Source organism: Myxococcus faecalis (assembly GCF_050039385.1).
Taxonomy (GTDB): domain Bacteria; phylum Myxococcota; class Myxococcia; order Myxococcales; family Myxococcaceae; genus Myxococcus; species Myxococcus fulvus.
The window spans coordinates 7350492-7371349 of the sequence record NZ_CP144336.1 but is presented as its reverse complement, the minus strand read 5'-3'; the positions used below and the strand labels follow the sequence as shown (position 1 = coordinate 7371349).

General features: G+C 70.2%; 16 protein-coding genes and 2 pseudogenes. 13 read left to right on the top strand and 5 right to left on the bottom strand.

All coding sequences use genetic code 11. The features are described from left to right. Positions 1–33: 33 nt before the first annotated feature. Together VZQ01_RS29630 and VZQ01_RS29625 are read right to left on the bottom strand one after the other, a co-directional pair. Positions 34–774: a sensor histidine kinase gene (locus tag VZQ01_RS29630; RefSeq protein WP_223748110.1), complete on the bottom strand. Its 741-nt coding sequence runs from the start codon at positions 772–774 to the stop codon at positions 34–36. Beyond that, positions 771–1520: a HEAT repeat domain-containing protein gene (locus tag VZQ01_RS29625; protein ID WP_074950705.1), complete on the bottom strand. Its 750-nt coding sequence runs from the start codon at positions 1518–1520 to the stop codon at positions 771–773. Before VZQ01_RS29625 ends, VZQ01_RS29630 begins: the two co-directional genes overlap by 4 nt. A gap of 163 nt (positions 1521–1683) precedes the next feature. On the opposite strand from VZQ01_RS29625, the gene VZQ01_RS29620 reads away from it, so the two are divergent. The 5 genes and pseudogenes from VZQ01_RS29620 to VZQ01_RS29600 form a co-directional block, all read left to right on the top strand. Next, complete coding sequence (locus VZQ01_RS29620) at positions 1684–2466, top strand: hypothetical protein (RefSeq protein WP_223748109.1); 783 nt, start codon at positions 1684–1686, stop codon at positions 2464–2466. 284 nt (positions 2467–2750) lie between these two features. Beyond that, positions 2751–3167 (top strand): annotated as a pseudogene (locus tag VZQ01_RS29615) (DapH/DapD/GlmU-related protein); the annotation flags it as partial. A 192-nt stretch (positions 3168–3359) separates the two neighbouring features. Further along, positions 3360–6059, top strand: coding sequence for an alanine--tRNA ligase (gene alaS / locus VZQ01_RS29610; RefSeq protein WP_426745311.1), 2700 nt, complete (start codon positions 3360–3362; stop codon positions 6057–6059). Then, entirely contained in the window at positions 6056–6721 is a 666-nt protein-coding gene (locus VZQ01_RS29605; RefSeq protein ID WP_223748106.1) for a hypothetical protein, read from the top strand. The genes alaS and VZQ01_RS29605 overlap by 4 nt, the downstream gene beginning before the upstream one ends. Then, positions 6718–6966: pseudogene (locus VZQ01_RS29600) on the top strand (PilZ domain-containing protein); the annotation flags it as partial. The gene VZQ01_RS29605 and the pseudogene VZQ01_RS29600, both read left to right, overlap by 4 nt. A gap of 89 nt (positions 6967–7055) precedes the next feature. On the opposite strand, the gene VZQ01_RS29595 reads toward VZQ01_RS29600, so the two are convergent. Beyond that, complete coding sequence (locus VZQ01_RS29595) at positions 7056–9284, bottom strand: hypothetical protein (protein WP_426749045.1); 2229 nt, start codon at positions 9282–9284, stop codon at positions 7056–7058. Between the two features lie 184 nt (positions 9285–9468). Here VZQ01_RS29595 and VZQ01_RS29590 point away from each other — a divergent pair, with 184 nt between their 5' ends. The 4 genes from VZQ01_RS29590 to VZQ01_RS29575 all read left to right on the top strand — a co-directional run bounded on the left by VZQ01_RS29590 (position 9469) and on the right by VZQ01_RS29575 (position 12985). Beyond that, complete coding sequence (locus tag VZQ01_RS29590) at positions 9469–11088, top strand: Hsp70 family protein (RefSeq protein ID WP_223748287.1); 1620 nt, start codon at positions 9469–9471, stop codon at positions 11086–11088. A gap of 121 nt (positions 11089–11209) precedes the next feature. Then, the gene (locus VZQ01_RS29585) at positions 11210–11833 is read left to right on the top strand and encodes an outer membrane beta-barrel protein (RefSeq protein WP_141329484.1); all 624 of its coding nucleotides are present in this window, start codon (positions 11210–11212) and stop codon (positions 11831–11833) included. 169 nt (positions 11834–12002) lie between these two features. Next, positions 12003–12407: a helix-turn-helix domain-containing protein gene (locus VZQ01_RS29580; protein WP_426744686.1), complete on the top strand. Its 405-nt coding sequence runs from the start codon at positions 12003–12005 to the stop codon at positions 12405–12407. After that, entirely contained in the window at positions 12329–12985 is a 657-nt protein-coding gene (locus VZQ01_RS29575) for an IS630 family transposase (RefSeq protein WP_223786110.1), read from the top strand. The genes VZQ01_RS29580 and VZQ01_RS29575 overlap by 79 nt, the downstream gene beginning before the upstream one ends. Positions 12986–12994: 9 nt before the next feature. On the opposite strand, the gene VZQ01_RS29570 is transcribed toward VZQ01_RS29575, so the two are convergent. Beyond that, positions 12995–14338, bottom strand: a complete 1344-nt coding sequence (locus VZQ01_RS29570) for a glutamate--cysteine ligase (RefSeq protein ID WP_223748105.1) — start codon at positions 14336–14338, stop codon at positions 12995–12997. Positions 14339–14398: 60 nt separating this feature from the next. On the opposite strand from VZQ01_RS29570, the gene VZQ01_RS29565 reads away from it, so the two are divergent. The 3 genes from VZQ01_RS29565 (at position 14399) to VZQ01_RS29555 (ending at position 19734) form a co-directional block, all read left to right on the top strand. Next, positions 14399–15214, top strand: a complete 816-nt coding sequence (locus VZQ01_RS29565; protein WP_223748104.1) for an EI24 domain-containing protein — start codon at positions 14399–14401, stop codon at positions 15212–15214. Between the two features lie 218 nt (positions 15215–15432). Continuing rightward, positions 15433–18672 carry an MXAN_5808 family serine peptidase gene (locus VZQ01_RS29560; protein WP_426745310.1) on the top strand — a complete coding sequence of 1080 codons (3240 nt, stop codon included), beginning with the start codon at positions 15433–15435 and terminating at the stop codon, positions 18670–18672. A gap of 174 nt (positions 18673–18846) precedes the next feature. Continuing rightward, on the top strand, positions 18847–19734 hold the full coding sequence (locus VZQ01_RS29555) for a hypothetical protein (RefSeq protein WP_223748102.1): 888 nt from the start codon (positions 18847–18849) through the stop codon (positions 19732–19734). A 9-nt stretch (positions 19735–19743) separates the two neighbouring features. Here VZQ01_RS29555 and VZQ01_RS29550 read toward each other — a convergent pair whose 3' ends face one another. Then, on the bottom strand, positions 19744–20469 hold the full coding sequence (locus tag VZQ01_RS29550; protein WP_223781735.1) for a glycerophosphodiester phosphodiesterase: 726 nt from the start codon (positions 20467–20469) through the stop codon (positions 19744–19746). Positions 20470–20582: 113 nt separating this feature from the next. Here VZQ01_RS29550 and VZQ01_RS29545 point away from each other — a divergent pair, with 113 nt between their 5' ends. Further along, a complete protein-coding gene (locus VZQ01_RS29545) occupies positions 20583–20807 on the top strand; it encodes a twin-arginine translocase TatA/TatE family subunit (protein ID WP_141329496.1) in 225 nt (74 codons plus the stop codon). The last annotated feature ends 51 nt before the right edge of the window (positions 20808–20858 follow it).

Below are 20858 nucleotides of genomic sequence, written 5' to 3'. Positions count from 1 at the left end.
GCTCGCCTGACGCCCCGCCACGCTGAGCGCGGCTCAAGCGTCCAGGCGCGCTCGGAAGCGGGACTCCAGCGCGCGCAGCTCGCCGAGCGACTCGCCCGACGCCCCGCTCCGCTCCGCGACCTCCAGCGCCTTCGCCAAGGCCCGCGCGTCCTCTTCGCTCTGCTCGCGCAGCCGCTGCATCATCGTCCGCGTCGCGTCGAACAAATCCTTCAGCTCGTCACCATCGCGCAGGCCATACGACGGGGGACGCAGCTTGCCCTCCGCCACCTCCCCCACCATGCGCCGGATGCGCAGCAGCGGGCCCGCCACCCGGTGCGTCACGACGATGGTGCCCAGCGCCACCACGGCGATGAAGGCCAACAGGAACGCGCCCAGCACCCACCACGTGGCGCGCTGGCGCCACTCGAGCTCCGCGCGCTGCGCGACGATGGCCGCGCGCTCCTGCTCGTAGGCCGCGTCGATGGTCTGCGCCTTCTCCCGGAAGGCGGCCTCGAATGCCGGGTCATCCATGCGCGCGAGCAGCTCGTTGGAGAGCGTGGCGCTGGACAGCTCCCGGCTCACCTCCGCGGCCTTCGAGCGCGCCTCCACCGCCGTCGCCGTCTCCTGCATCAGCGCCCGCGCCGAGCGCACCAGGAACACGCCCAAGAGCGCCGACAGCACCAGCGTCACGCCGACGATGTACGCGGTCAGCTTGAGCTGGAAGCTCGTATCCAGCAGGAAGTTGCGCCAGCGCCGCTTGGGGGCCGCCTGCTGCGCCGTGCTGCTCGTCGTCATGTGTCGTTGCTCCACTCGAAGGTTTCGGCGGCGTCCTCCACGGCGCGGGGGACCAGCGCCTTGAGGAGGTCCGCGGGCTGCGCGCCCCCGGCCTTCACGTCCACCTGCCCCAGCAGGGACAGGTCCGGGTAGGTCATGCAGACGATGGCCACCCGCAGGCCCCCACCCTCCATGGGGTGGACCTCCGGGGTGATGCGGAATCCCCGCACGCCCAGCTTCTTCAGCGCGCCCTTGGCCTGCGCCTTGGTCTCCTTCGCCGGCGCCAGCACCGCCCCCCGGCGCACCAGCCGCGAGCGCAGCCGTGCCTCGGTGGCCTTCACCAGCTCCGGCGGCAGCGAGCGCGTCAGGTCCTTCATCCCCTCCATGGCGATGTACAGCCGGGCCGGTCGCGCCTGGTACTCCTTCAGCGCGCTCACCGCCTCGCGCACCGCCGCCTGCACCGCCGCGTCCGCCTCGTCCTTGTGGGCCTCCAGGCAGGGCAGCGCGGAGGACTCCAGGAGCTTCGCCAGCGACTTGGCGACGGCGGCGCGCACCAGCTCGCTTGCGTCCTTGAGGCCGGGGCACAGCACGGCCACGGCCTCCGGGTCCTCGGTGGCGCCCAGCACGAGCGCCGCCTGGGAGCGGGAGCGAGGGTCCTTGCCCTGCTGGAGCTGGCGCCCCAGGAACGCAAGACGGGTATCCCCCTGGGCGAGGGTCGCGCCGGGCGCGAGGAGGAGCAGGAGCAGGGAGAGAGCGGGCAGCCGCATGGCGGGGGAGGGCGACTCGCAGTGTAGCGCCGTGTGCCCGGTGACGAACAGTTGCCTGGAGGGCGGGCCGTTCACACCCACCTCCCCTCCCCTCGTAGGCGTCGTGGATCCGACCTGGGGCCATCCTGGGGTAACGTGCGCCCGGTCCAGGAGGGCATGCCCGGTGTCATTCGCTTCCCGGTTGGAAGGTCTGCTGCAGCAAGTGGGATTGAGCGGCGTGGTGGAGGAGGTGCGCACGCGCCTGGGCTACGCGCGCCCGAATCCTCCCCCCGCCCACAACGGCCATGGCGCGCCCCGCCCCATCGAGCGCAGGGAGTCTCCGGTCGCCCCCGCGCCCCCCGGCGCCCCCGAGCCCACGCGCGTCGAGCGCACCCCGCGCCCGCGCCCCATCATCGAGGAGCCACCAGCCCCCGCCGCCGAGGTCGCGGCCGAGGAGCCCGCGCCTCCGACGAAGGCCGCGAAGGCGCGAAAGGCCAAGGTGACGAAGAGCGCGAAGGGCGCCCCCAAGGCTCCCGCGCCGAAGCCGGGCAAGAGCAGCCCCGCCCGGAGCAAGCCCCGCGCGAAGAAGCGCGAGAGCCCGGCCGCGGCCGCATCGCCCACCGCGGACGCGGGACAGGCGGTGGACCGGTTGATGGCGGCGCTGCGGACGCATCCGCGTCACGAGGAGCTCGCCTCCGCGGGCAAGCTGAAGGACCAGCTCGTGCGCTCACTGATTCCGCTCTACCTGGCGCGCGCCGCGGAGCTGGACATGGAGGTGACGTCGGGGACGACGTCGCGCTTCTGGGGCGAGCTGGGCGTCACCTACGCGGCCCCCAACGCGGCCAAGGCCCTGAGGCTGCACGCCGGGTACGCCCAGGACACCAAGAAGGGCAAGGCCATCACTGCCAAGGGCGTGCAGTACGTCGAGGACGCGCTCAAGCGCCTGCGCGACGGCGAAGCCTCCTGAGCCCCCTTGGCCACCGGGGCGAGTGTCGGACCGGTGGCACTTGGAGGTCCAAGGGGGCGTGGTGAGGTTGGCTGGCGGACGCTCGCGGGCCCCTGGCCAACGAGCAACTGGCCGGGACGCGGGCTCCCCCTAGATTGGCGCGGAGCCATGGCTTCGACGCGCCCGTCCTCCTGGATGCCTCCTCCGACGCCCGCTGCCTCCCACTCCGGGATGGCGTCCTGGGCCGAGGAGCGCCTCCTGGCCCGGTCGTCGTCGAGCCGCCGGGGGACGGGACGGGGTGGGACATGGGTCCGACGGCGCTGACCTTCTACCGGGCCGCGAGGCGGCTTCGCACGCTGGGTGTCCCGATGCTGCCGGGCATGGTGGCCGCGGTGGGCGACCGACTCCTGCACAGCCACGTGGACATCGACGCGCGGCTGCATGCCTCGGTGGGACTGGGCTACGGCGGCGTGGGCGTGGTGGTGGCCCCCGGCGTGGAGGTGGGCGAGGGCAGCTTCCTGTCCCAGAACGTCAGCGTGGAGCCGCAGCTGGGTGTGCCCGGCGTGCCGCGCATCGGCCGCAACGTCTACGTGGGCGTGGGAGCTCAAATCATCGGCCCCGTCACCGTGGGGGACGGCGCGGTGATTGGCGCGGGCGCCCTGGTGACGGCGGACGTGCCGCCCCTGGCCGTGGTGGCGGGCATGCCCGCCCGGGTGGTGAAGGTGAAGCAGACGATGTCACACGGGCACTGACGCGGGGCCTTCCGGGAGGCGGCCCCTGTCCGGTGTCCCCTCCCCCACCGGCCATCCAGGCGGCTCGGGGGTTGTCGGAGTCTCGTCGGTCGGGGCGTCCACCCCTCCATGCAAACTCCAAGAACTCCTGCGCGGCCCACTCTTGTGGCATATACCCACACCATGCCTTCCGCCCTGACCGCCTCCGAGATTCGAGAGGCGTTCCTCAAGTTCTTCGAGGAGCGTGGACACCGCCGCGTCCCGTCCTCCTCGCTGGTGCCCGCCAACGACCCGACGCTGCTGTTCACCAACGCGGGCATGGTGCAGTTCAAGGATGTCTTCACGGGCCGCGAGCGCCGTGACTACAGCCGCGCCACGACGTCGCAGAAGTGCGTGCGCGCCGGCGGCAAGCACAACGACCTCGACAACGTGGGCTACACGGCGCGCCACCACACGTTCTTCGAGATGCTCGGCAACTTCTCCTTCGGCGACTACTTCAAGGCGGACGCGATTGCGTACGGCTGGGAGTTCGTGACGAAGACGCTCGGCCTTCCCCCCGCGCGGCTGGCCATCACCGTGTTCAACGGCGAGGGCGGCATCCCCTGGGACGAAGAGGCGTTCGAGCTGTGGGCGAAGCAGGGCGTCGCCCGTGAGCGCATCTACAAGCTCGGCCTGAAGGACAACTTCTGGTCCATGGGAGAGACGGGCCCGTGTGGCCCCTGCTCTGAAATCCACTTCCACCAGGGCGACAACATCCCCTGTGTCGAGGAGGCGGCGGGCAAGAAGTGTCAGGGGGTCGCGTGCGACTGCGACCGGTGGCTCGAAATCTGGAACCTCGTGTTCATGCAGTTCGAGCGCAAGGAGAAGGACGCGCCGCTGATTCCGCTGCCCAAGCCGTCCATCGACACGGGCGCGGGCCTGGAGCGCATCGCCTCCGTCGTGCAGGGCAAGCGCTCCAACTACGACACCGACCTGTTCCAGAGCATCATCGCCAAGGTGGTGGAGGTCTCCGGCAAGCCGTACTCGCAGGAGACGGGCGCCTCCCACCGCGTCATTGCGGACCACGCGCGCGCGGCGGCGTTCCTCATCGCCGACGGCGTGCAGCCCTCCAACGAGGGTCGCGGCTACGTCCTGCGCCGCATCATGCGCCGCGCCATCCGCCACGGCACGCTCCTGGGCCTGGAGCAGGTCTACTTCTTCTTCAAGATCGTGGACCGGGTCATCGAGCTGATGGGTGACGCGTATCCGGAGCTGCGCGACAGCCGCCCCTTCATCCTCAAGGTGGCCGAGCACGAGGAGGAGAGCTTCCGGCACACGCTCAGCCGCGGCATGAAGATGATCGAAGAGAGCGTCTCCCGGCTGAAGCAGTCCGGCGAGAAGCTCATGTCCGGCAAGGACGTGTTCCTGCTGCATGGCACCTACGGCTTCCCGTGGGATTTGACGCAGATCATCCTGCGTGAGCATGGGCTGGACGCGGACATCCCCGGCTTCGAGGAGGAGCTGAGGAAGGAGCGTGAGCTCAACGAGGGCGGCAAGCTCACCAAGGACAAGGCCATCGGCGACGTCTACCTCAAGCTCATCGAGAAGCTCGGGCCCTCGGAGTTCCTGGGCTACGAGGGCGAGGGCCACGAGGGCGAGGGCAGCATCCGCGCGCTGATTCGCGACGGCGTGGAGGCGGTCCAGGCGTCCCAGGGCGACAAGGTGGAGCTGGTGCTGGACCGGACGCCGTTCTACGGCGAGTCCGGCGGCCAGCTGGGCGACACCGGCAACATCGTGGGCCACGGCGGCAAGGCGAAGGCCAAGGTGCTGGACGCGCAGCGCCCGGTGCAGGGGCTCATCGTCCACACGGTGGAAATCACCGAGGGCACCTTCAAGGTCGGCGACATGGTGCAGGCGGCGGTGGACGTGGAGCGGCGCAAGGCCATCCGCGCGAACCACTCCGCGACGCACCTGCTGCACAAGGCGCTCAAGCTGGTGCTGGGCGAGCACGTGAAGCAGGCGGGCTCCGTCGTCGCGGCGGACTTCCTGCGCTTCGACTTCTCGCACTTCGGTCCGATGACGACCGAGGAGTCGGAGAAGGTCGAGGACCTGGTCAACGGCTGGATTCGCGACAACGCGGCGGCGCAGACGCGCGTCATGGCGCTGGAGGACGCGAAGAAGTCCGGCGCGGTGGCCATGTTCGGGGAGAAGTACGGCGAGACGGTGCGCGTCGTCACCGTGCACCCGGAGTCCACCGAGCTGTGCGGCGGCACGCACGTCAAGCGCAGCGGCGACATCGGCCTGTTCAAGATTTCGAGCGAGAGCGGCGTGGCGTCCGGCGTGCGGCGCATCATCGCGCTGACGGGCGTGGGCGCGTTCCAGCACGTGCGCGAGCAGGAGCATGAGCTGCGCAAGGTGGCGGAGCTGCTCAAGACGTCGCCCAAGGACGTCGTCAAGCGCGTGGAGGCGACGCAGAAGCGCGTGAAGGAGCTCGAGCGCAAGGTGGAGGAGGTCTCCGTCAAGGCGCAGACGGCGGGCAGCAAGGACCTGCTGGAGCAGGCGCGCGACGTCAACGGCATGAAGGTGCTGGCCACGCGCGTGGACCCGGCGGACGACAAGGTGTTCCGCGGCATGGCGGACCAGCTGCGAGACCGCATCCAGTCGGGCGTGGTGGCCATCGGTGGTGAGAAGGACGGCCGGGCCATCATCCTCGTCGCGGTGACGAAGGACGTGGTGGCCAAGGGCATCAGCGCGGGCGAGCTGGTCCGGGAGATGGCCAAGGAGGTCGGCGGCAAGGGCGGTGGCAAGCCCGACATGGCGCAGGCTGGCGGCCCGGACTCGGCGAAGCTGCCCGCCGCGCTCGACAAGCTGTACGAGCTGGTGAAGGGAGCTGGCGCCGCGTGAGCCCTCGTGTCCGCCTGGCCCTGGTGTCGGTGACGCAGCTCCTGGCCGTGGCCCTCCTGTCGGGGGGCTGCACGAAGGAGGAGCCTGCGTCCGGGGCCCTGGGCACGGCGGACGAGCGCACGCTGCAGAAGCTGCGTCAGGAGGTGGACCGGGTGAACCAGGGCGGCCGTCCCACGCCCGGTCCCGAGTCGACTCGGGGAGACCCGAACGCGCAGCTCGCGGGGCTCGCCGCGGGGTTGGACGATGCGGCGCCCCGGCGGCTGGAGCTGCCGGAGTCGAATGCCACGGTGCACGTGGACACGGTGGCGGTGAAGCTCACGGGCCTGGAGTCCTCGCACTCGGTGAAGGGCTCGGGGAAGCTGAGCATGACGACGGAGGAGCTGTTCCTCCGGGTGCAGTTGGTGACGCAGAACGTGGGTCCCGCGCCGGTGACGATGGATTGGGATGCGGCGCGGGTGGTGGGCGCGCGGGAAGCGACGTATGGGATTGCCCGGGATGCGCAGGTGCTCGCGGGGACGCGTCCGCTGCGCCGCACGTGGGCGCTCGAGGAGCGCTCGGACGTCATCCTCATGTTCGAGCTGCCCCCGCCGGCCCTGAAGGAAGGTGACCTCCAGCTGGTCATCCCGGGGACGGGGGGAGAGGTGCGGATCCCCCTGCGATGAGCGGGCTTGTTCCCAAGCTGCTTCCGCTGCGCATCCGTCTTCCGTACGGCACGGAGGAGGAGTTCATCGACAAGTATGGCTCGAACGTGGCGCGCGGCGGCGTGTTCATCGCCACGCGCGCGCTGAAGCCCGAGGGGACGGGGCTCGCGTTCGAGTTCGTGCTGGCGGATGGGAGCCGGCTGTTGCGCGGCGAGGGCGTGGTGGTGAAGGCGCAGGTGGAGTCGGGCGCGGGGCGCTCCGGCATGACGGTGCGCTTCGTGAAGCTGGACGCGGCGAGCAAGGCGCTCGTCGACCGCGTCGTCGCGCGGAAGGGGCCGCCCGAGCCCGCGCCGCATCAACTGGTTCCCGGGTTGGTGCGCAAGGGACGGCCCACGCCGGCACCCGCGGCACCGCCGGTGAGTCCCGGGGGCTCGAACTCCGAGGCGGCCCGGCCTGGTCCGTCCGAACTGGGTGAGCGGGCGTCGGACGCGGAGGCTGCGCCTCCCGCGCCTGGGTACGAGGCTCCGCGCGATTTCGGTTCGGAGGCGGAGTCGCGGGCCGCTGACGTCGAGGCTCCACGTGATGCGGCCTCGGAAGCCGCGTCACCGTCCGCGGGATTTGAAGCATCGCGCGCGGAGCCTGAGCATGAGGCCGTGGCCCGGCATGACGAAGGTTCTGGGACAGGGCCCGTCACTTCGGAATCGACGACGGCGGGCACGGCCGACAACCAGGCGGAGCCGGCACACGCGCAGGTGGATGCGAGCACCGCTCCGCCTCCCGATGCATCCGTGGGCGATACCGGGCTCGACTTCGACATCACCGCGAGCCTGTTCGGTCCCGATGACGACGAGCCCGCCGATGCTTCCCGCCCCCCTGAAACGCGGCCGCTGACGGCGGAGTCGCTGGGGACGACGGCCTCGCCAGAATCGCGGTCGACTCTCACGGCTGAGGCGCTCTTCGGCGACGACTTCGACGCGCGGGACACCCCGCCTTCATCGCCGACCGCGGAGCCCGCTGAGACAGCGGAACCTGCGACGAGTGCCGATTCAGACTTCATCTCGGAAGCACGGTCCGAGTCGACGCAGCGGCCATCGACTCCTGCCTCGACAGCGAGTGATGCGTCTCGCTTCGAGGCCGTGACGGACGGTTCGGAGCCTTCGACGACTTCGGCTACAGGCGTCGAGGCATCAACGAGCCCCGATGCTGCGGACACGTTGGGCACAGCTCCAACGAGCGATGCCGGGGCCTTCCAGTCAGTCGACCCGACGACCTCTTCGGGGCACGGCACCAAAGGCGTCACCCTCGCCGTAGCATCCGCATCCACGGGCACGACAGAACCCACTCCGTCGACCCAGACCACCGATTCGGTGGAGTCCAGCACCGCGAATGTCTCCAGTGGCCCAGAAGTGCCCCTCAACACGTCCGTGGCCACGGGCAGCACGACAGAATCCAGTTCATCGACGCCCAGCCTCACGAACATCACCAGGGCCGACGAGGTGTCCTCCATCACGGGCACGACCGAGTCGGCCTCGTCGACACAGCCCACTGAATCGACCACCGTCGGCGCGGCTGGCGTGCCTGCCACTGAGGGAACGACCGAACCGGCGTCATCGACACAGCCTGTGTCGAACTTCTTCAATGAACCGGAAGTAACGGCATCTACGAGCACGACCGAGTCGGCCGCGGCAGCGCCGACCACTGCATCGACCAGCATCGGTGCAGCGGACGTGACCGCCACCGCAGGAACGCCTGAGTCGGCTTCGGCAACACAGCCCACTCCATCGACCAGCATCGATGCTGCAGGCGTAACCGCATCGACGGGCTCGACTGAGTCGGCATCGGCAACACAGCCCACTCCATCGACCAGCATCGATGAAGCAGGCGTAACCGCATCGACAGGCTCGACTGAGTCGGCTTCGACGACACAGCCCACTCCATCGACCAGCATCGATGCTGCAGGCGTAACCGCATCGACAGGCACGACCGCGTCGGCTTCGACGACCCTGCCCACAGCGCCGAGCGGCATCGGTGCGGTAGGCGTGATCACCACCGCGGACACGACCGAGTCGGCTTCGACACTGCCCACAGCGCCGAGCAGCTTCGATGCAGCAGACGCGACCACCACGGCGACCACGCCTGAGTTGGCCTCGTCGACACAGCCCACTGAATCGACCGGCGTCGGCGCGGAAGGCGTGACGGCATCCACGAGCCCGACCGATTCGACCCCGACAACACAGTCCACTGCATCGAGCAGCCTCGATGCAGCAGGCGCGACGGCATCCACGGGCACATCCGAGTCAGCCTCGTCGACACAGCCCACTGCGTCGATCAGCGTCGGTGCGGCAGACACCGAGGGCACGACCGAGTCAGCTTCGTCGACACAGCCCACTGGATCGACCGGCGCAGGTACCGCAGACGTGACCGCCACGGCTGTCACCACCGAGTCGGCCTCGTCGACACAGTCCACGGCATCGACCAGCGTCGGTGCGGCAGACACTGACGGCACGACAGATTCGGCCCCGTCGACACAGTCCACTGCCTCAACCAGCGTCGGTACGACAGACGCGACCGCCACCACGGGCACGACAGAACCTGGTCAGTCGGCACACGCCACCGCTGCACCGCCCAACAGTACCGGTGCCGCAGGTACGTCCGTCACCACCGCCCCCACTCCCGCGACCCGTCCCCCCACCGAAGCGCGGACCGCGCCCAGCGACGCCCCGACTCCTCCACAAGATGCCGACACCGCGCGCAATCGCCGCCGCGCGCTGCTCGACGTCCCCGTCTCCGCGCCCACCACCTCCCCCTCGCTCCCCGAGGTCGTCCTCGGCATCGACCTGGGCACCTCTCACGCGCGCGTCGCCGTCTTCCACGACGGCATCGCCCAGCTCGTCCCGCTCCCGGGCACCGACGGCCACGAGCTCCCCGCCCTCGTCGCCGTGGACGGCAACGAAGAGCTGCTCGTCGGCCCCGCCGCTCAGGTCGAGGCCACTCGCGCCCCACGTCGCGCCGCGCCCGGGCTCATGCGACTGCTCGGCCTGCGCGCACGCTCGCCCCGCCTGCGCACCCTTGCCCCGCAGCTCCCCTTCCCCGTCGCCGCGGACCCGAGCGGGGATGCCTCCGTGGAGCTCGGGGGACGCCTCGTCGCCCCCACGCTCGTCACCGCGCTACTCCTGCGCGAGCTGAAGCACGCCGCGTCGACGTTCGTCGGCCGCAAGGCCACTCGCGCCGTCATCTGCGCCCCCACCCACTTCACCGACCGACAGCGTGCCGCCCTGCGTGACGCGGCCACCATGGCCGGACTCGATGCCCAGCGCATCCTCACCGCCCCCGCCGCCGCGGCCCTCGCCCACGGTCACGGCAAGGGCCTGGCTCGCAAGCGCGTGCTCGTCGTGGACCTCGGTGGCGGCGGGCTCGGCGTGTGCGTCGTCCAGGTCACCGGCGACGACCTCGAGGTCATCACCACCGGCGGAGACCCCACCGTGGGCGGCCTCGACTTCGACGCCCGCATCGCCGAGGCCCTCGCCAGCGACCTCGCGGCCCAGGGCATCCCCCGCCCCGAGCACCCGCTCGACTGGGGCCCCCTGCGCAGCGCCGCCGAGTCCGCCAAGATGGCCCTCACCGAGAAGGACCAGGTGGACGTCTGCCTGCCCTCGGGAAGCGTCCCCCCGCTCAGCCGCGAGCGCATGGAGGCCCTCACCGCGGACCTCGCCCAGCGCGTGACGTCCGTCGTGCGCGAGGTCCTCGACTCCAACGCCCTCTCGCCTCAGGGACTCGACGCCGTGCTCCTCGTGGGTGGCCAGGGCCGCACGCCCCTCGTCCGCCGCCGCCTGGAGGAGAGCCTCGGCGTCCCCGTGCGCGACGACGTGGACGCGCGCGGCGCCGTGGCCCTGGGCGCGGCCCTGCTCGGCCACGGAATCGTGCTCGCCGAGGGCGGCAAGCCCGCCGCCTCCGTCTCCGAGGTCCTCTCCGCCCCCATCGGCGTCGCCGAGCGCGGAGGCACCCAGCGCCGCGTGCTCGAGCGCACGACGCGACTGCCCGCAGGCAAGACACTCGTCATCCCCGTGCCCGCGCCCGGCCCGCTGGAGCTCGCCCTCTTCCAGGGCACCGCGCCGCTCGTCGCGGAGAACGAATACCTCGGCCGCCTCTCGCTCAACGTCGAACGCCCGGGTGAGGTGGAGCTGCACTTCGCGCTCACCGCCGACGCCGCCCTGTCCCTCGAGGCCACGCTGCCAGGCGTGCGCCGCCAGCCTGTCTCCCTCGCCCTGGAGGACCTGGACGACGCGGGGCGCGAGGCGCTCGTCGCCCGCTCGCCGCTGGTGGGCGAGCCCGAGGCGCGTCCCAGTGGCCTGCTCTCCGGGCTGAAGAAGCTCTTCGGCCGCCGCTGAGCGCCCCTTCGTCCGGCTCCTGTCGGACCTTCCGAACCACCGCCGCTCCAGTGGCCTCTCTCTGTAGCCGACTCAACGGATGCCCAGCTTTCCGCTGACCGGATTTACGAGGAGGTAGTCGATGCGACGTTCGATGGTGGGAGGAGTCGCCGTGGCGACCGTGGCGCTGGCGAGCCCCGCGTTCGCGATTGAGGCCCAGAAGGTGGCGGGGGCCCTGGACGTGAGGCAGCAGCCCGAGGTCGGCCTCGACGTGCGATTGGGCCTGGGCAGCTTCACGGGGGACCTGGGCGAAGACGTGGGCGTGGGCCCCCTCTTCAGCATCAACGCCGACGCCCAGGCCTGGAAGTACGTGGGAATCGAAGTCGGCTACGAGCTGCAGCGCATGCCCGTCGACTCGCGGCGCATCGACGATGAGGACGCGGGCCTGTGGCGCAACAACCTGGGCCTGATGGCCAAGGCAGGCCCGCTCATCGACGAGAAGTGGCGGCCCTTCGTCGGCGCCGGCGTGGGCCTGAGCTACGTGGACCCCTCCGACGGCGCGGATGGCGTCTACGACAGCGACTGGATGACCGAGCTCCCGCTCGCCGCCGGCGTGGACTACCGCCTGGGCAGCGTCCTCTTCGCGGGCGCCCGGGCCACCTACCGCCTGCTGGGCGGCGAGAACATGGTGGACCGCCCCGGCACCACCAGCGCCGCCAAGGGCAGCCTCTTCAACGCCAACCTCACCCTGGGCGGCCGCTTCTAAGTAGGTCGCCGGAAGTTCCGAGACAAATGCCGGTCGCATGCGCATTTTCTGGACCATGCGACCGGCAAGGAGCCCTGCCGAACTGGGGCTGACAGCAGAGGACAGGCGGAAGCTGGAGCATGCGCTGCGAAGCGTGCGCGACGCCCGCCACTTCCGTCGACTACTGGCAGTGAGACTCCTCGCAGAGGGCAAAGGCCCGGGCGAGGCTGCGCATCTGGCAGCCCTGAGCCGGCCAGCCGTCTACTTCTGGCTGGAGCGCTATCTGGCGCAGCGTGACCCCGAAGCGCTGCGAGATGCCCCGCGGCAGGGGCGGCCGAGGAATGCGCCGCGCCTGACGGCCGAGCGCCTGCGCGAAGTCGTCCGAGGCAGCCCAGAGAAGCAGTCCTGGGCGAGCCACGGCTGGACGGTGCCGCTGCTGTGCACGCACCTGAAGCGACAGGGCATCGAGGTGTCGCCCCGTACACTGCGCCGCCGGCTGCACGAGGCGGGCCTGGCGTGGAAGCGGCCACGGTACGTGTACGCCACGGCGGCGCCCCATCCAGGGCAGAAAAAGGGGGCCTTGTCCGCCGTCTGAAACGGCTCAAACGCCTGTTCCCCCGGGCCGTGCTGCTCGTCATGGACAGCACGGTGCTGCGGTGGTTTCCGCCGCTGCGCGCCGCCTGGGCCCCCAGGGGAGAGCAGGCCGTGGTGCCGATTACAGGCGAGAACGCCAAGCGCACACTGTGGGGCGCCATCAACCCTCGCACCGGCAAGCGCGTGCTGCTGGCAACCCAGCGCGCCAGACGCGAAGACTTCATGGATTTTCTGCGCGCCCTGCGTGCCGCCTACCCCGGTCGCCCTCTGCTGCTGGTGTTGGACCGCGCCAGCTGTCACACGGCCCAGAAGTCCCAGCAGCTCGCCGCTCGCCTCGGAATCCACCTGCTGCTGTTGCCCAAGCAGCGCTCAGAACTCAACTGCATGGACCACTTGTGGCGCTCCCTGAAGCAACGCGTTTCCGCCAACCGTCAGTACCCCACGGTCGAGCAGCACGTCGGCGCCGCCATCCGATGGGTGCTGGGCCTTTCTGCACGGGACGCCCTCCGCAAGGCCGGCTGCCTCGCCGAGGGCTTCTGGCTACGCGATTTGTTAGAGAACTTCTGGCGACCTACTTAGCCCGTCCGCTCACACCGTGCGCAGCGCGAGCACCGTCTCGGGGCGTGGGTCCTTCTCCCACGCCTCGAGCAGCTCCGCCGCCGGCGAGCGCTTCGACGCGGCGACCTCCGCGAGCGGCTCCAGCAGCGGCGCATCCGCCGCGTCCAGCCGATTCAGGCCCCGCCGGGCGATGCCCACCATCTCCTCCGCGAGCCGGTACAGCTCGCGCGCGCCCAGCCGCCCCGCCAGGCCCTCGCGCCGGGCCGTGTCGTGGAAGGCCAGGTGCTCCACGTACGTGAGCTTGGGCAACAGCCGCTCCGCCTCGTCCAGCGCCGTGGCGTCGTACAGGATGCCGCGCCACAGGGCCGCCAGCGCGCCCGTCATCGCCGCGCTGCCGCAGTCCGCGCCACGCACCTCGACGACCTTCTTCAGCCGCACCTCGGGGAAGAGCGTGGAGAGGTGGTCCGTCCAGTCCGCCAGGTCCGGCGGCTTGCCCTCGAAGCCCTGCTCCATCAACTGTCGGAAGGTGAGCTTCGGGTGCAGGTACTGCCCCTGGCGGCGCAGGAAGAGCAGCGGCGCGTCCAGCGCCCACTCCACATAGGCCCGGTAGGAGAAGGAGCCGTCGAAGAACGCCGGCAGGTAGCCGCAGCGCGTCGGGTCCACCTCATCCCAGACGCGGTTGCGGAAGGACAGATAGCCGGAGGGCCTTCCGTCCACGAGCGGGCTGTTGGCGTACAGCGCGTTCATGATGGGGGACAGCCGGGCCACCACCACCGTCTTGCGGACACAGTCCGCCTCATCCTTCCAGTCGAGCGACACCTGTCCGGTGGCGGTCATCAACATCATGTTCAGCGCCAGCCGGCCGCGCTCCGGCAGGGTGCGCCGCATCACCAGGTAGCGGCTCTTGGGCATCCACGGCTGGGTGAACGTGGTCCCCGTGGGCCGGTAGCCCAGGGTGACGAGCCGCAGCCCCAATTCCCCCGCCGCCGCCTTCACCTGCTTGAGGTGGGCCAGGTTCTCCGCGTGCGCCTCGCGCGCGGTGTGGAAGGGGCTGCCGGACAGCTCGAACTGGCCGCCGGGCTCCAGGGAGATGGTGGCCTCGCCGCGCTCGCGCTGCAGGGCGATGACGGGGGAGTCGGGCGTCTCCCGGAACGGGACGTAGCCGTCGGGGGCCAGCCGGTTCAGGAGCGCGCCCACCCCGGAGTCACCCTCGTAGGGGACCGGCTCGGACGAGCCCACGGGGTAGAGGAGCTTCTCGTGCTCGAGCCCCAGGCGTAGCTCGCCCTGGGGTTTCTCGGCGGCGCGAAATCCCGACACCAGCATGTCGACGGAGGTGATGGGCTCGGAGGCGGCTCGCTTGAGGTCGAGTGACATGGGCGCGCCCTATATAACGGGGACCTCCGGACCCGCTGTCGATTCGCGCACTGGCCCGCTATGAGCCCTCCCTCTCCCATCCCCACTGTGTCCCCCCAGCCGCGCCTGTCCGATTTCTTCCAGGGCCTGGGACTGCTCGGCCGAGCCGCGGGCCTCATCCTGCGCTCCCGCCGCCTCTTCGCCCTGTCCGCCCTGTGCGCCGTCGTCACCGCCATCGCCCTGGTGGGCCTGGCGTGGCTGCTGTACCACTACGCCCCCCTGGCCCTGGGCTCCGTCTGGACCCAGCCCGAGTCCTGGTACGGCCGGGGCGCCTGGTACACGGTGCTGGTGCTCGCGGGCTTGGTGCTCTGGGTAGTGGGCGCCAACATCGTCCCGCCCCTGCTGCTCGCGCCCCTGCAGGACCCGCTGTCGGAGGCCACCGAGGCCCTCTGTGGAGGAAACGACGGCCCGCCCTTCACCCTGGCCGGCTTCGTGCGGGGCATCACCACGGGCCTGTTGCACACGCTCGCCCGGCTCTTCTTCCTGCTCGCCGGGCTGACGCTCCTGCTACCCCTGCACCTCATCCCCGGGGTGGGCAGTGTGCTGTGGACGGTGCTGGGGGCCCTGTGGACCATGACCTGGATGGCGGGCGAGTTCCTGGCCGCCCCCATGACGCGCCACCTGTACCCCTTCGCCGAGGTGCGCCGGATGCTCCGCCAGCGCCGCGCCCTCTGCCTGGGCCTGGGGGCGGGCGTCTACCTCCTGCTCTGGGTGCCGATCCTCAATACGTTCTTCCTCCCGGTGGCCATCGTCGCGGGCACCCTCCTCTACCGGGGGTTCCTGAAGGCGGGCCTCCTGCCGCCCCCTCCCGGGGCCAGCCGGGGGGCGCTGCCCTGAAATAAACGCCTCCACCGGCTGTCGGAGCCAGCAGGGCGGGAACGCAGTGCCCGCCAGGGACGTTCTGCCTCTTCAGCGGAGAGTCGACGCCTTGAAGCACCAGAAAGCCGTGATTAGGCTTGCCCGGCCGCTTCAATGCCCAGCTACCGTTTCAAGGGTTCGGATTTTCTAGGCATTTCACGTCACACCCCGGAGTGCCGCACGGTGCTCCAGCTTGGATGAATCACATGCCGCGTTTTCTCCGCCGCATCTCCGCCGTAGCCGTGCTCCTCGGAGCATGGGCCCTCGTGGGCAGCCATCGCGCGCCGATACCGCTGATGATGGGCGCGGCGGAGGCCGGGCAGGGGCAGGGCACCTGGGACGGCAGCCTGCCCTCCGCCAAGGGCGAGAAGGCGCCGCATGACCTCAACAGCCTTCGCGTGCTGACCAAGGTCATCCTCTACGTGAAGGAGAACTACGTCGACCCCAAGCGCATCAAGCCGAAGGAGATGATGATCTCCTCGCTCGAGTACGTGGAGAAGAGCGTCCCGGACGTGCTGGTGGACGGCAACCCGGAGACGGGCAAGCTGGCGGTCAACGTCAACGGCAAGTCGCGCGAGTTCGACATCGCGCACGTCGACTCGCTGTGGAAGATGTCGTTCGCGCTCAAGGACGTCTTCGATTTCCTGTCGAAGAACATGCGCCCCATCGAGGACACGCGCGACATCGAGTACGCGGCCGTCAACGGCATGCTGTCCACCCTGGATCCGCACTCGGTGCTGCTGCGCCCGGAGCTGTACCGGGAGATGAAGCTGTCCACCAAGGGCGAGTTCGGCGGCCTGGGCTTCGTCATCCAGATGCGCGAGGGCAACCTCACCGTCGTCAAGGTGCTGCCCAAGACGCCCGCGCACCGCGCCGGCATCCAGAAGGATGACCGCATCAAGAAGATTGGCGAGGAGTCCACCGTCAACATGGACCTCAACGAGGCCGTGTCCAAGCTGCGCGGCCCGGTGGACAGCCGCATCACCATCACCGTGGAGCGCGACGGCTGGGAGAAGCCGCGCGTGATGACGGTGGCGCGCGCCATGATCTCCATCGAGAGCGTGCAGCACAAGATGCTCTCCGGGAACGTCGGCTACATCCGGCTGAAGAACTTCCAGGGCAACACCACGCGCGACCTGGAGGCGGCGCTGGGCGAGCTGCGCAAGCAGGCGGACACCAAGGGCGGCTTCAAGGGCCTGGTGCTCGATTTGCGCGGCAACCCGGGCGGGCTCCTGGAGCAGGCCATCCAGGTGTCGGACACGTTCCTGTCGAGCGGCACCATCGTCGCGACGGTGGGCCTGTCGGACAAGCTGCGCGAGGAGAAGCGCGCGCGTCCCACGGAGGGCGAGGACGCCTACCCCATCGCGGTGCTGGTGAACGCGGGCAGCGCGTCGGCGTCCGAAATCGTGGCGGGCGCGCTCAAGAACCTGAACCGCGGCGTCATCATCGGCCGGCAGACGTTCGGCAAGGGCAGCGTGCAGGTGCTGTACGACTTCCCGGACGACAGCGCGCTGAAGCTGACCATCGCGAAGTACCTGACGCCCGGCGACGTCTCCATCCAGGAGGTCGGCATCGTCCCGGACATCCAGCTGGTGCCCACCCGCGTCACCGACGAGCGCGTGGACGTGTTCGCGTCGCGCCGCTCCATGGGCGAGGCGGACCTGGACCAGCACTTCGGCAACCCGGACTCCACCACCGTCGCCAAGAAGCGCGAGGACGTGCTGGACCGCGAGAAGCCGCGCGAGAGCCTCAAGTACCTGAAGGTGGACCCCAAGCAGCAGGAGAAGCTGGCCGCCGCCGCCAAGGAGGAGCCCAAGCCCAAGGCCGCCGCCACCGAGAAGGTGGACAAGAAGCCCCACGGCGAGAACGACCCGCTGCTCGACGTGGCGGGCCAGGGCGAGGACCTGGACGACCAGCTCGACGCGGAGTCCCAGGATGAGATCAAGGAGGACTTCGAGGTGCAGTTCGCGCGCGACTACGTGCTGCGCGCGCCGGCCACCACCCGCCAGAAGATGCTGGAGCAGGGCAAGTCCTTCATCGAGCAGAAGCGCCGCGAGGAGGAGACGCGCATCAACAACGCCATCGCCGCGCTGGGGGTGGACTGGAGCGCCGGTCCCACGCCGAAGAACGTGCAGCTGACGGGCACGCTGACGCCGTCCCCGGACGCGAAGATCATGGCCGGCGAGCTGCTGGAGATGGTGGTGACGGCGGAGAACAAGGGCGGCGAGCCGCTCAAGCGCGTTCGCGCCTGGACCGAGAGCGACAACGCGTTCCTGGACCGCCGCGAGTTCATCTTCGGCGCGCTCAACCCGGGCGAGAAGAAGTCCTGGAAGGTGAAGGTGCGCCTGCCCAAGGACCTGACCAGCCGCCGCGACGACGTGACGGTGCGCTTCTTCGACGACCAGGGCGCGCTGCCGGAGACGCGCGTGTCGGAGCTGAACTTCGCCGAGCTGCCGCGTCCGTCCTTCGCGTTCAACTGGCAGGTCATCGACGACTGCGCCGCCTGCAACGGCGACGGCGTGGTGCAGCGCGGTGAGTCGGTGGCGGTGCTGCTGGACGTGACGAACGTGGGTCCGGGCACGGCGCTGGACTCGTTCACGCAGATCAAGAACGGCGGCGACGCGAACATCTTCATCGAGAAGGGCCGCTTCAAACTCGGCGAGCTGAAGTCGGGTGAGACGAAGTCCGCGCGCTTCCAGGTGGAGGTGAAGAAGGGCTACAAGGGCGACACCTTCCCGCTGAAGCTGGCCATCATCGACGAGCCCCTCGAGGAGTTCGTGATGGAGAAGATGGAGCTGCCGGTGAAGGACGCGGCGGTGGCCACGATGGAGCCCAAGAAGGGCTCGGTGCGCATCGCGGAGAAGGTGGAGCTGTTCGGCTCGCCGGTGGAGAACGCCCGCCCGGTGGCGAAGCTGAACGCCGCCGCGGTGCTGCCGGTGGAGGCCTCGACGAAGGGCTTCCTGCGCGTGGAGCTGGAGAAGAACCGCTTCGCCTTCGTGCGCACCCAGGATGCTCGCGAGGTGAAGGCCGGCAAGCCCGTGGCGCCCAAGATGGCCTGGACGACGACGCGCCGTCCGCCGGACATCAAGCTGGACGCGGACCCGTCCTCGGGCGGCCTGGTGGCCAACGGGGAGAAGTTCACCCTGTCCGGCGTGGTGACGGACCCCAACGGCCTGTTGGACGTCTACGTGCTGGTGAATGACCAGAAGGTCTTCTTCAAGGGCGTGGACCCGGCCAAGGGCGAGCCCAACACGCTGAAGTTCTCCACCGAGTTCACGCTCAAGGAGGGCAACAACAACGTGCTGGTGGTGGCGCGCGAGAGCACCGACTTCGCCAGCCGCCGCACCCTGGTCATCCGCCGCCGTCCGGCGGAGGTCGCCCAGACGGTGCCCGCGCCGGGGCAGCCGGCCGGGACGGTGAAGCCTCGGCAGCAGTAGTCCTCCGGCCCACGGGCCGGACGCAGCCATCCGGGCGGTCCGTTCCGCCAGTCCTCCTCACGGAGACTGGCGGGAGGGGCCGCCCGTTTTGTTGACGCTCCTCGCGAGCAGGCGTTAGCGTCCGACGCCGTGGGGCGCCCCCGGCCGGCGGGTGCTCGGGAGGCGGTGACTCGAATGCGGACGTTCAGTCGGTGGCTCGCCCTGGCGGCGTGTGTCTCGGGAGCGACCGCATACGCGGACCAGAACGACCTGCGCATCTCCGAGTTCGGGGACCCGACGACGGCGAACTCCTCCGCCAACGCGGACTTCCAGGCCTTCGCGCGCATCATGGGCGCCGCCATCACCTCGGCGAACCTGATGCCGCCGGAGACGACGGGGCACTCGGCCTGGGCCATCAACGCGGAGCTGTCCGTGGTGTCGCTTCCGGACAGCGTGCGCATCCCCACCGAGAACCCGGAGCAGCCCTCCACGGTGCTCATCCCCTCCTTCCACGTGCGCAAGGGCCTGCCCTTCTCGCTGGAGCTGGGTGGGCGCGTGGGCTGGGTGGAGAAGAGCAGCCAGGTGGTGGCCACCGGCGAGGTGAAGTGGGCCGTCAACGAGGGCTTCACGTGGCTGCCGGACGTGGGCGTGCGCGGCCACGTCACCAAGCTGTTCGGCACCAGGGACTTGAGCCTCACGGTGATGGGCCTGGACCTGGGCGTGGGCAAGCAGTTCCCCCTGGGCGGCATGGTGACGCTGACGCCCTACGGCGGTCTGGACCTGGGCTTCGTGGGCGCCACCAGCAGCCGCATCGACTTCCAGCCGAACCGCTCCTACGAGGACTCCACCGGGAACGACTCACGCGCGGCGCTGGAGGGTACGGCGCCGTACCGGAAGGTGTCCTTCGGCGACAACGTGAACCAGCGCTTCTACGGCGGCGTGCGCTTCATCGGCGGCGTGCTGCAACTGGGCGCGGAGCTGTCGATCACCCGCACGGGCAGCGTCGAGGACCCGGGCGCGAGCGAGGACCGGGGCCTGCCGGGTGTCTTCGCGTTCAGCACCACGCTGGGCCTGGACTTCTGAGCGGCGCCCTCAGGCCGCGGCGCGCAGGGCTTCGCGCACCGCGCCCGGCCTGTTGGTGATGAGGTAGCTGACGCCCATGCGCTCGAGCTCGCTCGCGCGGGCGGCGTCATCCACGGTCCACGCAGCCACGCGCAGCCCCGCGGCTCGCCAGGTGGCCACCCGCTCCGGCGTGCAGTCCACGTGGTACGGGTGCACCGAGTGCGAGGACACCAGCGGGCTCACCGCGTAGGCCTGCACGCCCCAGCGCCGGTCCGGGTCGATGAGGTAGCCCCGGCGCAGCTCGGGCGCGACGGCGAGCAGTCGGAAGAGGCACAGCGGGTTGAAGCTGGAGATGACCACGCGCTCGGCCATGTCCAGGTCGCGCACGAGCCGGGCCACCTTGCGCGCCAGGCCGTCGTCATCGAAGCGCTCGCACTTGAGCTCGATGTTGACGATGAACTGTGGGGGCAGTGACAGCAGCACCTCCTCCAGCAGGGGAATGCGGGCCGGAGCGAAGCCGAGGGGTGAGCCCACGTCGGCCTTCTGGAGCTTCCACCAGGGGGTGGTGCGCACCTCCCAGGGCAGGCGGGCCAGGCGCTCCAGGCGCTCGTCGTGACAGACGACGACCTCGCCCGAGCCGCACACCATGGCGTCCAGCTCCACGCCGTCGGCGCCCTGACGGGCGGCCTCGGTGAAGGCTTCCAGGGTGTTCTCGGGGGCGTCGGCGGAGGCGCCTCGGTGGGCAAGCAGGAGCATGGTCGCAGTGTGCGACGGAAGCGGCCGCCGCGTGCAGCCGAAGTGCGGGCAGGCGTCCACGGCTGGACGCGCGGCTTGCCTCCCCCGCCCCTTTGCTGCACTGTGCCTTCATCATGGGCCTCGGCCTCGGAGAATTCATCGTCCTCGGCTTCATCCTGCTGGTGGTCTTCTCGGCCGCCCGGATGGGTCAGCTCGGCAACGCGGTGGGCAAGTTCGTCTACTCGTTCCGCAAGGCGTCCAAGGGCGAGGACCTCATCGACGCCAAGTCGCTGCCGTCCTCACGTCGGGGCTCCACCGACGCCGAGTACACCGAGCAGGACGCCCCGCGCCGCCGCTAGGTCGGCCGCCCCTCCCCGCTGCTTCTCGACTGTCCGCGCGGGCCCGCGCCG